Origin of the sequence: Thalassospira profundimaris (genome assembly GCF_003326755.1) — a bacterium.
Classification (GTDB): Bacteria; Pseudomonadota; Alphaproteobacteria; order Rhodospirillales; family Thalassospiraceae; genus Thalassospira; species Thalassospira profundimaris_B.
Genome location: NZ_JPWH01000023.1, coordinates 45,287 through 59,139 on the forward strand (window position 1 = coordinate 45,287; position 13,853 = coordinate 59,139).

General features: G+C 54.4%; 12 protein-coding genes. 5 read left to right on the forward strand and 7 right to left on the reverse strand.

Going from position 1 to position 13,853, the window contains the following annotated elements:
• Positions 1–92: 92 nt before the first annotated feature.
• The 3 genes from TH25_RS20015 to TH25_RS20025 all read left to right on the forward strand — a co-directional run bounded on the left by TH25_RS20015 (position 93) and on the right by TH25_RS20025 (position 3,026).
• Positions 93–656, forward strand: a complete 564-nt coding sequence (locus TH25_RS20015; protein ID WP_114090067.1) for a TetR/AcrR family transcriptional regulator — start codon at positions 93–95, stop codon at positions 654–656.
• 165 nt (positions 657–821) lie between these two features.
• A complete protein-coding gene (locus TH25_RS20020) occupies positions 822–2,390 on the forward strand; it encodes a hypothetical protein (RefSeq protein ID WP_114090068.1) in 1,569 nt (522 codons plus the stop codon).
• A 57-nt stretch (positions 2,391–2,447) separates the two neighbouring features.
• The gene (locus TH25_RS20025; RefSeq protein ID WP_220151466.1) at positions 2,448–3,026 is read left to right on the forward strand and encodes a GNAT family N-acetyltransferase; all 579 of its coding nucleotides are present in this window, start codon (positions 2,448–2,450) and stop codon (positions 3,024–3,026) included.
• 13 nt (positions 3,027–3,039) lie between these two features.
• On the opposite strand, the gene TH25_RS20030 is transcribed toward TH25_RS20025, so the two are convergent.
• The 3 genes from TH25_RS20030 to TH25_RS20040 form a co-directional block, all read right to left on the reverse strand.
• The gene (locus tag TH25_RS20030) at positions 3,040–4,380 is read right to left on the reverse strand and encodes a TrkH family potassium uptake protein (RefSeq protein WP_114090069.1); all 1,341 of its coding nucleotides are present in this window, start codon (positions 4,378–4,380) and stop codon (positions 3,040–3,042) included.
• A 45-nt stretch (positions 4,381–4,425) separates the two neighbouring features.
• Complete coding sequence (locus TH25_RS20035) at positions 4,426–5,097, reverse strand: potassium channel family protein (RefSeq protein ID WP_114090070.1); 672 nt, start codon at positions 5,095–5,097, stop codon at positions 4,426–4,428.
• 157 nt (positions 5,098–5,254) lie between these two features.
• The gene (locus TH25_RS20040; RefSeq protein WP_114090071.1) at positions 5,255–6,496 is read right to left on the reverse strand and encodes an HD domain-containing protein; all 1,242 of its coding nucleotides are present in this window, start codon (positions 6,494–6,496) and stop codon (positions 5,255–5,257) included.
• A 466-nt stretch (positions 6,497–6,962) separates the two neighbouring features.
• Between TH25_RS20040 and TH25_RS20045 the strand changes: the two genes are divergently transcribed.
• A complete protein-coding gene (locus TH25_RS20045; RefSeq protein WP_258549243.1) occupies positions 6,963–9,524 on the forward strand; it encodes a PAS domain-containing sensor histidine kinase in 2,562 nt (853 codons plus the stop codon).
• Between the two features lie 70 nt (positions 9,525–9,594).
• Here the strand turns inward: TH25_RS20045 and TH25_RS20050 are convergent, their stop codons facing one another.
• The 3 genes from TH25_RS20050 to TH25_RS20060 all read right to left on the reverse strand — a co-directional run bounded on the left by TH25_RS20050 (position 9,595) and on the right by TH25_RS20060 (position 12,963).
• Positions 9,595–10,560 (reverse strand): 2-hydroxyacid dehydrogenase, encoded by a 966-nt coding sequence (locus TH25_RS20050; protein WP_114090073.1) that lies wholly within the window; start codon positions 10,558–10,560, stop codon positions 9,595–9,597.
• A gap of 136 nt (positions 10,561–10,696) precedes the next feature.
• On the reverse strand, positions 10,697–11,272 hold the full coding sequence (locus tag TH25_RS20055) for a hypothetical protein (RefSeq protein ID WP_114090074.1): 576 nt from the start codon (positions 11,270–11,272) through the stop codon (positions 10,697–10,699).
• A gap of 218 nt (positions 11,273–11,490) precedes the next feature.
• The gene (locus TH25_RS20060) at positions 11,491–12,963 is read right to left on the reverse strand and encodes a DUF4139 domain-containing protein (RefSeq protein WP_114090075.1); all 1,473 of its coding nucleotides are present in this window, start codon (positions 12,961–12,963) and stop codon (positions 11,491–11,493) included.
• Between the two features lie 2 nt (positions 12,964–12,965).
• On the opposite strand from TH25_RS20060, the gene TH25_RS20065 reads away from it, so the two are divergent.
• Entirely contained in the window at positions 12,966–13,244 is a 279-nt protein-coding gene (locus TH25_RS20065) for a hypothetical protein (RefSeq protein WP_114090076.1), read from the forward strand.
• Here TH25_RS20065 and fliW read toward each other — a convergent pair whose 3' ends face one another.
• Positions 13,245–13,733 (reverse strand): flagellar assembly protein FliW, encoded by a 489-nt coding sequence (gene fliW, locus TH25_RS20070; RefSeq protein ID WP_114090077.1) that lies wholly within the window; start codon positions 13,731–13,733, stop codon positions 13,245–13,247.
• Between the last annotated feature and the right edge of the window lie 120 nt (positions 13,734–13,853).

The window sequence follows — 13,853 nt, forward strand, 5'->3', positions numbered from 1 at the left end:
GGAATGAGTCCTTAAAAGCGAATAATTTGCGTTAAGTGCAGTGTGATATAAAACATCGCTTAACGCAAATTATTTGTGTTAAGGTGATTTTCATGACGATTCACAAAGGCATACGCACTGGCGGGCGCAGCGCCCGGGTCCAGCAATCCATCCATGAAGCGGTTAAGCTGCTTTTGGAGTCCCATGACCGTGCAGATGTGACGGTGCCAATGGTTGCCCAGCAGGCCGGGGTCACGCCCTCGACGATTTACCGGCGCTGGGGGGATTTGGCGACATTGCTGGCCGACGTTGCCCTGGAAAGGTTTGAGCCCGATGACAAGCTGCCTGATACTGGCAGTTTCCCGGGCGACCTTATGGCCTATGCCGAACAGTATCTTGATGAAATGAGTTCCAGCCTTGGACGGTCGATGTTGCGTGATGTCGCCGCATCCGATGACAGCCAGTGTGCCGGGCGCTGTGCCGATATCATTACAACGCGCCTGACCATCCTGACAGACCGCGCACAAGCCCGGGGCGAGGATTACCCGCCCCCTGATCAGGTTGTGGATCGGGTTTTTGCCCCGATGGTGTATCGCATTATTTTTTCCAAAACCGCGCCGGATGTTGACTATGTCCGCCAGCTTGTTGATCAGTGCCTTTCGGAGAAATCAGCCTGATCCTGCCGATGCGGGGGAACGGAGTATGGCCGCAGTGCAGTTTTGTTTTTCAGATGCTTGACCAACCCGGAGTTACGGTTTTCAATTGTTCCAGTTTTGTTTGGGGCATTTGGGTAAAGCGGGCTTGCAGGGGTGCGGTGCCGGTTTTGCCCGACAGGGGGCATTATGGAAAAATCAGTATTTGCAGGGCTGCTTTTGGGGGCGGTGATGGTGCTTGGGGGATGTGAAATCACCCAGCAGGATGCCCATCAAAGCCTGGTTGAGGAAATTCGCTACCGGGGGAATAACCCCTATATCAAGGATGCAGAGCTAAAAGAGCTGGAAAAAAGAATCCAGACCATTGCCGTGGCACCCGATACGCAGGGTGCGCCCTACGAAGCGCAATTCAACCCGCGCAATCAGGCGATTCTGGATAATTTCAATGATCAATATGATCATGCGGCCATGATGCGGGATATAAATTTGGCCCGCACCGGGTTTGAAGCGGCGGTCGCGGCCCGGTATCCGCGTATTGGTGTGACAACCGATTGTGATATTGCCGATAAAAACGCGTTTTTCATCAATATCGAGGATCAGCCCAACCGTTTTGACTGGCAATTTATGCAGGGTGATTGTCAAAACGGTTTGGCACACGGGGTGGCGCGCGCCGCAGCCCGTAACCCCGATGCCGAATTTGTTGGCAGGTTCGACAACGGCATCATGCTTGATGGTGTCTTTACAACCACCCTGCCAGATGGTGTGCGGCTGATCCAGATTGGCGGTATTCCTTATGAAGGCCGCATCGCCCGTTTATTGACCAGCAAGTTCGATGCAAACGGCTTTCAGTGGCACCGCTATGGTGATTTCAACATCGAAAACAGTTTTGATGGCTTTGGCATCAATATCTGGGGATATACCAACAAGATGGTTGTTTATGCCGCGGGCCATTTCGCCAATAAAAAGCTGAACGGTTTTTCGGCCAAACAGGCTTTGCGTGATGTTGAGGATGCCAAGGTCTGGATGACATGGATGGGCATGTATGTGGATGACCAGTTAAACGGTTTGGGGGCCTGGACCAATGGCCTGAACCGTATCCAGGTCGGACAATGGAAAGACGGCAGTTTGCACGGCATCGTTTATGGTCAGTTTGCGTCCTATTACGGGGACCATCACGAATTTTATGTGGGCCGCTACGAAAACGGAAACCGTCAGGGTGCGTTTCAGGTTCTGGCACAAAACAGCTTTGCCGAGGAAGAAGTTGTCGAGCACTATCAGAACGGAAATTATGTGGATAATTCCGAAGATGATTTTGATTTTGGTCAGCTTTTTGTTGCGGCAACCGGGGCGGCGATTATTGGGGGGGCGGATATTCCCGATGCGGCCAAACTCGATATAGGAACGGCCTTTATTGCCGATGTCATGGGGGATACCGGCGGGACAAACATGCAGTCCCTGCAAAATACCTATCAACAACAAAAACCAAAGGGAAATGGCACGCTTGGGGCTGCCGGGACCACGACAAATGTTGCCGGGACGGGGGATAAACCGGCAGGTGATTTAAACACCTATAACGCGCAGATCACATGTGAACAAACCGGCATTACCCGGACCATTCCGGTACCCTATCGTACGGAAGCGTGCCGCATTGCCGCCATTGATTTTGCCCAGACCTTTGCCTGTAACAAACTGGACCAGGAGCGTGTCACCCGCAACTGCCAGTCGGCTTGCGGGCATCCGCAATGTTTGCAACAGTAACGGGCGATTTGGGGAAATCGCCCCTGGATGTGTTAATGTGGGGGTTATTGGAACCTTGTGAGCGATCGTGATTTGGAAAACCTCCCGGCAAACTATGATGCAAGTGCCCAGAATCCGTCTTTTGTCCGTCTTGGAAAGGGGATGTGGAAAACATCGCGGCTTAGGTTGCGTGCTCCGCAAGAGGATGATTTTGCGTTTTTGCAGGACATGTTTTCCCGCCCGGAACTGACCCGTCACCGCCCGGACCCAACGCCCGATGATGAAACCGCCAGCCGGGAAAGACTAACCCGGGATATGGCGCATTGGGCGGAATATGGTTTTGGCCGATGGGCGGTTTTGCAGGGTGGGCAGCGCATTGGTTTTGGCGGTGTTGCCCAGTCGCAATATTACGACGGTCTTAATCTTTTCTATCATTTGCATCCCGATTATTGGGGGCATGGTTATGCCATTGAAATTGCCAGGGCGGCCGTTTCTTTTGCCCGCGATGAATTGCGTGCGCCGCTGATTATCGGGCTGGCCCGGTCGGTCAATGCCGCGTCACAACGGGTGCTGGTGCGCGCCGGGCTGGTTTACCAGCGCGAGGTGATGTTGCATGGTGCCCTCACCGGTCTGTTCGAGTTGCGTACCGGGCAATAGGCTGTTTATTTCATCAGCCCAGATAAACATGGCTGGACGGATAGCGAATACGCGGCGGGACCCGTGTTGCGAGGAAAAAGCCCAGGGTCAGTGGTCCGACCCGGCCAACAAACATGGTGAAAATGATGACCGCACGGCCAAGGTCATTGAGTTCCGGGGTAATGCCGCGTGACAGGCCGACCGTGCCAAAGGCGGACGCGACCTCGAACAGCATGTCGAGAAAATCGCCGTCATGGGCGATGGTCAATAAAAACAGCGACATTGCCACCACCAGCATGCTGATCATGGTCAGGGCCAGAACCTTGAGCACTTCTTCCAGGCCAATGGAGCGGCCAAAGGCATGAAGTTGCTGGCGGCGTTTGAAAAACGCGAGTGTTGCGAGCAGCAGCACAATAAAGGTTGTGACCTTGATGCCCCCGGCGGTCGAGGTGCTGCCACCCCCGATCAACATCAACAGGATGAAGATCAGCGTGGTGCTGTCGTGCATGCCGGCAATATTGGTGGTGTTAAAACCGGCGGTGCGGGTTGTGGTGCCCTGAAACCAACTGACTTGCAGTTTATCGAAAATACCGGGGATATGACCCAGCGTGGCGGGATTATTCCATTCCAGTGCGGCAAAGGAAAAAACAGACCATATAATCAGGGCGGCACTGCCGGTAAGCATCAGTTTGCTGTGCAGGGAAAATTTTTGCCAGCGGCGGACATAATAAAGATCGGACAGTACACTAAATCCGACACCGCCAAGCAGCAACAGGCCGGGGATGGTCAGGTTGATGATCGGGTTGGTGGCGTAACGGGTCAGACTGTCGGGAAACAGGGAAAATCCGGCATTGTTAAAGGCCGAGACAGCGTGAAAAAGCGCGAGCCAGATGCCTTCGGCCCAACCGGCATCGGGAATAAAAACAAAGCAGAGCAGGATGGCGCCAATCAGTTCGCACAGCAGTACTACGCGCAAAATGATTTTGACCAGTTGCAGCAAATCCCCAACGGATGTCTGGTTTAAATCCTCGCGCAGATAGGTGCGATGGGGAATATCAATGGGCAGGCCGAGTACTGACAGAACAAGGGCGGCAAAGGTCATTAAACCCAGCCCGCCAAGCTGGATCAGGACCAGAACGACGATCTGGCCAAACAGGGTGAAGTGGCTGCCGACATCCACCACTGACAGGCCCGTCACCGTCACGGCGGATGTGGCGGTAAACAGGGCATCCGACCAGGTCAAGGGTTGGGAAACATCGGGCAATTTCAACAGGCAGGTGCCTGTAATAATCAGGATGGCATAGGTTGCCGCCAGCACCGCCGGGGGAGGAATGCTGAATTTCCGGGTTGAAATTTGCGGCAGCGAAATTTTCATGGGCAGGCCAGTTTACCTGTTGAGGCGTCGGTTGAAAGCAAAAACCTACAGGGTATCACCAAACAGGCGCAATTCGCTGCGGCGGCCCAGAACCATCATTTTATCATCTTTTTTAAGCGCAACATCATCTTCGCAGCCCAGATAGTCGCTGCCGCGCATCACGCCTAGGCAGCGGGTGTTGTATTTTTCGCCCAGGTGAAGGTCGCCCAGGGTTTTGCCCTCCAGCTCTTCGGGGATGTTGATATTGATGACGTGGAAATTGTTGCCCAGGCTAAGATAGTCGCGCACCACCGGGTTATGCAGCATTTGCGCAATATGCTGACCCATTTCCTGTTCGGGCAGGATCACCCGGTCCGCCCCCATTTTGCTGAGGATGCGGTGATGTGTTTTGCTCAGCGCCTTGACCCATACTGTTTTGATGCCCAGCAATTTGACATTCATGGTGCACAGGATATTGGCTTCCAGGTCTTCGCCAATGGCAACCACGGCGACGTCATAATGGTTGGCCCCGGCCTGTTTCAAGGCTTCGTCATCCCGGCCATCGGCAATGACGGCCTCGGCAATGGTATTGGCAAGGTCGCTGACATTTTTTTCATTGATGTCAATGCCAAGCACCCGGTTGCCAAAGCGGGCCAGTTCGGTGGCGATGGTGCCGCCAAAAGTACCCAGGCCAATAATGACAAAGCTGCGTTTAATCTTGTCGCTGGTTTGTGCCATTGAAACAAAGATCCTGAATGAAAGTACGGGCTGTTGTGGGTTATTACGGGCTTTGGGCGGCCATTTGGGCGCTGTTATAGAAATGCGGTTTTCAGGCCTTTACGAAGAACGCGGTTATATATTGCCTTGTTCCGGCAGGATGTTGACGAAAGGCCGGTCAGTCAAACAGGCTGGCGGCAGCCGCCTGCTGTGCCGGATCCGCCAGATTGCCCACACGGCGCAGGAAGCTGTTTTTTTCTTCGTAATAGCGTTTGCCAAGGTCGGCAAAGCTGTTTACGGCGACGTCTTTATTGATGTGAAATTCGCGTTTTGGCACCTTGGTGGCCTGATCGACCAGATCGGGGCGGTCATTGTCAATGACATCGGCAACACCATCCAGTTCGATGCGGTTTTTAAGGCTGTAAAGGAATTTGCGAAAGGCGGGGTGGCGGCGCAAAAAGGCAGGCTCGGTCAACAGAAAGTCGTTGGCGGCAAAATCCGGTGCATTATCAACAACAAACTCGCGGCATAGATGGTCGGTGGCAAAGCACATCGGGCCAAAAATAAAATTGCGATAAATGTCTTCCTTAAGCTGCCAGAACTTATCCAGGCGCTGGAGGGACTCATCATCCAGCTTGACCGCGGCTTCCAGCAACAGGCGCGGATGGCAATGCACATAATGCGGATGCACATAGGTTTTGGTGCGGCTGATGCCTTCGAGCGTGTCAATATTGACCGGGCCGGTAAACAGGCTGGCATGCGGGTGGTCGGATTTTTTGGATAAAATCGCAATCACGGCATCGGGGTCCACATTGTGCTTTTCCAGCAAATGCCGGACTGACAGGTCCAGATCAACCTCGCCCAATATGATTTTGTTGGTCAGTTGATGGTGGTTAAGGTTAAAGCGCCGGGCAAATTCCGGTTCAAGCGTATGGGAAAACGGGCCATGACCAATATCGTGCAGCAGGGCGGCAGCCCCCAGAAGGTCGCGATCCGAATCGCTTAGCCCCATCAGACGGCAATATTGCTGGGATAGCAGGGCAACACCAATGCTGTGGTCATAGCGCGAATGGCGGATATTGGCCGGTTTTCCATTGGGGTGAAACAGATAGTCGATCGCCCCCAAAAATGAAATTTCGCGCAACCGTTCAAAGGCGTGTGATGCGATCAGACGTTTGTGCAACGGTCGGTCAAAGGCGGAGCTGATCTGCGCGCGTTTGAAATGATAGCTATATTGCGGGGCGGTGGGGAAAAGCTGATTCCATTCGCGGATGTCTTCGGCGTTAAAGTCGCTGTCAAACAGGTCCTTCATGATCGGTGCAGCAGGCGTTTGGGCGTGTGTCAGGGAATCCTTGTTTGGCACCGCGGGCTTTGCGGCGGTGCTGGGTGCAAAAAGATCCAACTGCGGTTTGACACTCATTCTGATACTAGCTGCGTCGATTTCTGGTCACGGTAAAGGCACTGGCAGACATAGCCCGATTTCCCCCTTATGTCATTGCGGATTTTCCCAAAATCATCGAAACTGCCCCAGGGCCGGGACCTGTTAATATGTTGGCAATCTTTGTTCATCTTCAGCCGACATTCGCTATAAACCTGCATGCAGCCACAGTTCTGTCAGGATATTATGGCAATGTTATTGTTTGTTGGTCGGGCAATGTGATGAACAACAGGTAAGAAAGTAACGTGTAACGTCAAGTGATTTGCCAGAAAGACAGTTTTTGGAAATGGAATGTGACGGGGGTTTGGCCGTTAAATCGGGCGTGACAGCAGCCTGGCAGATACGGGAACCGGCCCGGTAAAATGGTTTTTCGGCCACGCGCAAGCGCATAAATATAAATGGATGATTGGTTGTAAAATAGGTGGCAGGGGTTAGGTCTATATACCGGGTGGCTGGTTCGTGGTTTCGTTGTAACGGGGCGAAACGCGCATGTTCTGTTGCACCTGGCGGGTGGCGGTTGGGCCTGTTTTTGGCCTGCCATACGGCCCTGTCGGGTATTTTTTACCCCGTCCTTGCTGTTGCGCAGTCGCAAGATACTGCTTTTCAGGCTGCACCGGAAGTTACCGTGCCCGGCGATGGCATTTTTACCGCAATCGGTAATCTGGGAACCCGGGATTTAACCGTGATCGGGCTGGCAACGCTGGGCGGGGCGGCGATTGCCGGGGCAATTGGCTGGCGGCTTGCCGTGCGGATGCGCCGCCATCTTGACGAGGCAGAAGACCTCGAATCGCAGATGGAAGATACCGCCATCCTGTTTACCCAACTGTTTTATGCCGCCCCGGACCCGGTTTATTACTGGGCGCATAAGGGATTTGCCGATGGCGGCAGCCCGGCCTTGCTGCGCTGTTTTAATTTGGGCAGCGATGCGCGCTTTCCCGACCTGCTTGAACAATTGCGCGAGGAAGATGCCAAAACCCTGCAGGACCGGGTGCGCACCCTGAAATCCGGCCATGACCGTTTTTCCATTTGGATCACAACACTTGATGGCCGCAAATTCCATGTCACGGGCACGGTGGCCCGGCGGGATCACAAGTCAGCCGTGCTGGGCCACGCGGTGTGGTTTCGCGATGAAACCCGCCATGCCCGCGAACGCGAAAGCCAGATTGGCGATTTTGCCGCTCTTCGGCAGGATGTCTCCAGCCTGCGTCATGTGATGGATGAACTGCCCTTTCCCGTATGGCGTCGTGATGGCGATTTGAACCTGATTGACTGTAATGCCGCCTATATTGACGCGGTGGAGCAAAATTCCCTTGCCGAAGTGATCGAGGCGGGCAGCGAGCTTGGCGCGGGTGTTATTCAGGATCAGGGGCGCGCCCTTGCCGCATCGGCTCTGCGCAATGGCGAAACCGTGACCCGCGATTACCATGTGGTCGTTCAGGGCGACCGTCGCTTGCTGCGCATTAGCGAATCGCCGGTTTTGCAAAACGATGATGTGAGTGGTCTGGTCGGATTTGCCATTGATTGCACAGCACTTGAGGAAAAACAGGCTGAATTGTCGCGTCATGTGCGGGCCCACGGCGAAGTATTGGAAAATCTGGGCACGGCGATTGCCATTTTTGGCGGCAATAAACGGCTGATTTTCTTTAATGCCGCCTTTGCGTCGCTGTGGAGCCTGGATGAAGAATGGCTTTTGACCGAACCGGCCCTGGAAGATTTGCTGCGCCGGTTGCGCGATGAACGCAAATTGCCCGAAGTCACCGATTTTGGCCAGTATCGTGATCAGGAAAATCAGCGTTTTACCGATTTGCTTAAACCGGTCGAAGACCTGATGCACCTGCCAAGTGGCGTAACCTTGCGCCGCTTTGTTTCGCCGCATCCGTTTGGCGGATTGATGTTCGCCTACGAGGATGTGACCGACAAGCTGGTCTTGGAAAGCAGCTATAACACCCTGATTGCCGTGCAGCGCGAAACACTGGAAAACCTGCATGAAGCGGTTGGCGTGATAAGTGGTGATGGTCGTCTGCGCCTCTATAATCATGGTTTTGGCGATATGTGGGCGCTTGATGACGTGTTTTTGGCCGCTGCCCCGCATATTTCCGATGTGATTGAGAAATCGCGCGATTTCTGGACCGTGACCGATGACTGGGCGAAGTTTAAAAGCCGCATGGTTGCGCGCATCACCAACCACGAGCCAATGTCGGGCCGCCTGGAGCGCAGTGACGGCAGCATCATCGATTTTGCCATTGTACCGCTGCCTGACGGGGCGGTGATGATGTCCTATCTGGATGTTACCGACAGCATCCGGGTGGAGCGCGCCCTGCGGGAACGGAACGAGGCGCTGCGCACGGCCGACCAGATGAAGTCCGATTTTATCTCGACCGTATCGCGTGAACTGACCCGTCCGCTGGATCATATTAACGGGTTGGCCGATCGGATGTTGCCGCATCTGCATGGCAATGTGTCGCAATCGGTGGAAATTATCCGCACTGAAACGCAAAGCATGCTGGCCTTGGTCGATGACATGCGCGATCTGGCAACCCTGGGCTCCGGTCAGGTTGCGCTGGAACTTGATACCGTTGATCCGAGGCGGTTGCTGCGGTCACTGGAAGCCCTGACGCGGGCGCGGCTGGCGGAACTGAATGTGTCGTTGCGGCTATATTGTTCGCGCAATATTGGCTGGATGGTGGCCGATGAACGCCGCCTGAAGCAGGCTTTGTTCATTCTGGTGACAAATGTTTTGCGCACCGCACCGGAAGGCAGCGAAGTTTCAGTCGTCGCGCGTCGCCGGGGGGACGATATTGATATTACCATCGGCCTGACCGATGAAACCCCGCAACCGATGCTGTTTGAAGGCCTGCGTGACGGTGAACCGGCATCGGCCCGCCGGGCATTGGGGATGGCAATGGTCCGCGCGGTTGTGGAAATTCATGGCGGTCGGGTGAAGATCAGCCGGGATGGCCGTGAAATTTCCTGTATTTTGCCTGCCGGGGAAGAAAGCGATTTGGGATAATCCCGGTCCAACAGGGTCAAATGCAACAAGGCCCCCGTGCCGGATGAAACGGTACGGGGCTTTGATGTTTTCAGTTCGTTTTAACGGCAAAGGGCACGTCTTTGCCCGCCAGGCAGGCATCAATATTATCGAGCGCGCGGCTGCCCATTGCGGTGCGGGTTTCGGCAGTGGCGGACCCCAGATGGGGCAGCAAAAACGTGTTGGGCAAATCGCGATAACCCGGCGCGATATTGGGTTCCCCGGCAAAAACATCCAGCCCGGCCGCCGCAAGCTGGCCCGATTTCAGGGCGGCAATCACATCGCTGTCCTTAACCACATCGCCGCGCGCGGTATTGACCAGGATCGCCCCCTTGGGCAGCTTTGCCAAAAGGTCGGTATTCACCATGCCGCGTGTTTCCGCCGTTGACGGGCAATGTAACGACAGGAACTGGCAATGGGGCAGCAGATCATCAATGCTGTCGTGATAGGTGGCACCATATTCCTGATCGGCAGGCAGGCGTTTGCGGTTGTAATAATGCACCTCCATGTCAAACCCCCGCGCCCGTTTTGCCACGGCCTGGCCAATGCGGCCCATGCCGATAATGCCCAGTTTTTTGCCAGTGACCTGGGTGCCAATCAGGTGGGTGGGGCGCCAGCCGCGCCAGCTTGCGGTGCGTATTTCGGCTTCGCCTTCGCTGACCCGGCGTGCCGCCCCCAGCATTAAAAGCCAGGCAATATCGGCGGTGGCATCGGTTAAAACGCCCGGTGTGTTGCCAATGACAATGCCTTTGCGCGCTGCGGCGGCAAGGTCGATATGGTCGGTGCCAACCGAAAAGGTGGCGATGATTTTGACTGATTTCGGCAGCGCATCAAAAAATGCCGCGTCTATCGGGTCGCCCACCGACACCAGCAGGGCATCCGCCCCGTTTGCCAGGGCCAGGATGGCGTCGCGGTCCAGCGGCGTGTCGCCTTCATTTAATCGCACGTCATAGCTGGCATGGGCGCGGGCTTCAATGTCGGCAGGCAGGCGGCGGGTGATGGCAAGAACCGGTTTCATGATGTCATTCCAGCGACAGGGACAGGGATAGGCAGGGTGATAAAGATGCGCCAAGCCTAACCATCCCGGTGGCGGTATGGCAAGCTGGTAATACCATTTTGTCTGCCGATGGGGTGCCCTTAAAACGATGTCGTTGCTAGAATATCGGGTGCATTGCCAGACGGACGCTCATGACGGTAATGGTCAGGGATAACAGAAAATCCAGCAAAACAATTGCAACTGCCGTCGAAACCGGCACGGCGAGTGTCAGCATGGTGATGTAACCGCCATAGACCATCATGGCAATTACGGCCAACAGGGCAAACCCGCCCGCCCCCAAACCGGGAAATGCCGCGCCCAGAAGCAAGGCCAGCAAATAAACCGCCATTTGCAGGACACTGGCCCAGTTATATACAATGATAAAGGGGATATAACGGATTTTGCGTTCCAGCATGTCGGTGACATGATACATCACCAGCGGAAACGCCACCCATTTGATGACAAAAGAAATGGTTTCCACCAGCAGATAACGCAGAGTGGGAAAGTCAGCGGGAACGGTATCAAGATCGTGCCAGCGCAGTAGGGCAAAAGCCGGGAAGACCAGAACTGCGGCCAGAAATGACCGCCAGAATCCGTCAAGGGTAAAATTAAAATACCCTACGCCACGGGCGTCACCGTGAGCAATGCGCCACGTCCCGTAAAGGGCGCGCAGGGTTTCTTTGGCGATCGACATTGTAAAGACTGGTTTCCGCACTGTTGCCAGCGTGCTGGCGTGAATGAATTGCGCACAACATAGGGTGTTTTAAGCCTGCTTGGAAAGGGGGCCCGCACACAAAATATGAGCTGCCTCACATCCATGAAAAATATTGCCCGTGATTGCCGCGTGCTGAAATAAAATGGCGACCCGTTGGGGCCGCCATGATGTTTTGCCTTTTGGGAAAGCTGTTTGGCTTATTCGTCGCTATGAACGGACCAGCGCAGGGTGGTTTCCTTGCCTGCGGGCAATTTGATCTGCCATTTGACCTGGCCTGCTTCCAGATTCTGGTGCGGATTGCTTTCCTTGATGATTTTCCAGTTTGCCGGAAGCGTTTCCTCGATGGTGACGGTTTCGTCACGCGGGCCGCTGTTTTTAAGATTCCATTCCAGGGTCGCAGCCACCTCATCGGGCAGGTTTTTACGTGCTTTGCGGTCATATTCAACGACATGGCGGCTGCCGGTAATGTCGCTGGCCTGGCCCAGGATCAGATGGGCTTTTTGACCCGCCGGGGTCAGGTTCATTCGGTCTTCGCCCAAAAATACCGGGATGCCGTCGGCATCATTGGCATAAATGCGAATTTGCCCGGCTGGCCACGGGCTTTGTTTGTCGGTCCCGCCATCATTTTTCAGGGTCAACTGCAATTCAGGCCGGATAAAATCCTCTCTGGTGCCTTTGCCGCTGTAATACATCGATGTGTTGCCATAAAAGGTCATTTCACGGTCAACATTGATTTTGCGATTGTCCAATAGCGGCAGGGTGACGGCATCGCCGTCCTTCATGGTCAGGTTGTTATAGGGGCCGTAAACGTGAAAATTCTCGAATTTGCTGCGTGCTGCCTGGCCGCCGCTGGCACTGTCGGCACTGACTGACATCATCATTTCCGCACGCATGGCCTTTGCCATCGGGCGCGGTGAATTCTGGTTGGGATCACCGGCAATCAGTTGCAAACTGGCATGGTTAATATCCCCGCCGCTGTTATTGACGATGCGCGCCCGGGCACCCAGGTCCAGCGTGCCGGTTTTGCTGTCATAATGGCCGACATAGGCGGTTTGCCAGCTGATCCCCCCCATCAGATAGGCCAGCGACACATGATCGGTCGCAGCCGAGGTGCGGATTGTTGCATCCAGGGACGGGCGTGTGGTGTAACTGTCGGGCAGGACCGGCATGACGATGTTTTGGGTTGGCACATATTCAACCCCGTCGGCTGTTTTCACCAGGGCCTGACCATCAAGGTCTATCAGGGTTGCATTGATCAGGTCATCATCCCGGCGGATTTTGACCTCCTTGCCAATGAACTGTTCGAGCAGGGCATAGCCGCTTTGCGGATTGGTTTTTTCGGTAGTGGAAAGCAGTTGCAGATTGGCAGTTTCATCGGCCCCAATCAGCAGTGAATCGTCCAGCAGGGTTTGCGGCAGGTCCATGATTTTCAGGGTTTGGCGCCCGGCTGCAAGGTTGCCCTGGCGTTGTTCTGCAATCATGGCGAGATTGCCGGGATAAACCGTAAGGCGCATTTTACTGCGATCGGCTGCTGAAAGCGGTACCGATGTTCCGGCCTTATCGGCGGCGTCGGCCGCTTTGGCATCGGCGATGGAGAGGTCGGGTGCCCCGAAAAGGGTTGCCCCCAGGATGGTTGCAAGAACAAGGCGGTTGCGCAGTTCCGATGCCATGAATGGGTCCTTTTGATCGTGTGACAGCCCTTTGGGCCCGCATGTTTTTAATGAAAAAACAGTCTATTGGGCAAAAATGGCATGAAAAAGGAAACAGACCCGAATTTTCTCATCCATGCGATAATTATGCTTTTGAAATTGCCTGCTTTATGACAGCCAGGCATACTTGGCACCGCGACAGACAGGCCTTTCCGTGCCGTTTATACCATCTTCCAGGGCACACATCGCGGATGCGCCCCAAGGTTGAAAAAAGGGGAGAGGCGGCCTTGGCCGGGCTTTGATTATGCGCTCAGAGGATGACGGTAATCATATTGCGGTTTTTTGAGATGGATCTGAAAGGCCGTCTGGCGTGCGGTATCGATCAGAATGGGCGCACGCAGATTGACGGTCATTTCAATTGCGTCATCACCATCGGGTTTTTGCAGCGTGACAATCAGAACAATCGCCAGATTTTCCGGGGCGATGTTATGGATGGTGATCGCGGGATCAATATCTTCAGCGGCCAGAATACCGCTTTCCATATTATACGGGGCAACGATAAAGGCCAGTTCCGGGTCGGTCAGGCATTGCAGAAGCTTGAAACAATTGGAAATTTCGCTGGGGAAATTGGCCAGGGCAAAAATATTGTTATCGGCAAAACCGCTCAGCCCGGCTGGCATGTAAATCGCTTTGTCCCAGCGAAATTCGCGGTCTCCCATCAGGGTCGCAATTTTGATCGTTTGGGGAATGTTGTTCTGGTCAAGTTCCTGGCGAATGACGTCTTCTAACATGCCTTACTCCGATATCGGGTGAACGGGATTGCAAATATTCAACCATATATTGGCGTTTCAGGCGGGTAGGTAAAGCTGTCAGATCAAATTTTACGGAAAAATTTGCTCAAATTGCTGTTA

Bases quoted from the DNA above. Each gene is read 5' to 3' on its own strand.
- TH25_RS20030 (WP_114090069.1), bottom strand. From the start codon at position 4,380: ATGAAAATTTCGCTGCCGCAAATTTCAACCCGGAAATTCAGCATTCCT.
- TH25_RS20060 (WP_114090075.1), bottom strand. From the start codon at position 12,963: ATGGCATCGGAACTGCGCAACCGCCTTGTTCTTGCAACCATCCTGGGG.
- TH25_RS20040 (WP_114090071.1), bottom strand. From the start codon at position 6,496: ATGAGTGTCAAACCGCAGTTGGATCTTTTTGCACCCAGCACCGCCGCA.
- TH25_RS20055 (WP_114090074.1), bottom strand. From the start codon at position 11,272: ATGTCGATCGCCAAAGAAACCCTGCGCGCCCTTTACGGGACGTGGCGC.
- TH25_RS20050 (WP_114090073.1), bottom strand. From the start codon at position 10,560: ATGAAACCGGTTCTTGCCATCACCCGCCGCCTGCCTGCCGACATTGAA.
- TH25_RS20065 (WP_114090076.1), top strand. From the start codon at position 12,966: ATGGGTCCTTTTGATCGTGTGACAGCCCTTTGGGCCCGCATGTTTTTA.
- TH25_RS20015 (WP_114090067.1), top strand. From the start codon at position 93: ATGACGATTCACAAAGGCATACGCACTGGCGGGCGCAGCGCCCGGGTC.
- TH25_RS20020 (WP_114090068.1), top strand. From the start codon at position 822: ATGGAAAAATCAGTATTTGCAGGGCTGCTTTTGGGGGCGGTGATGGTG.
- fliW (WP_114090077.1), bottom strand. From the start codon at position 13,733: ATGTTAGAAGACGTCATTCGCCAGGAACTTGACCAGAACAACATTCCC.
- TH25_RS20035 (WP_114090070.1), bottom strand. From the start codon at position 5,097: ATGGCACAAACCAGCGACAAGATTAAACGCAGCTTTGTCATTATTGGC.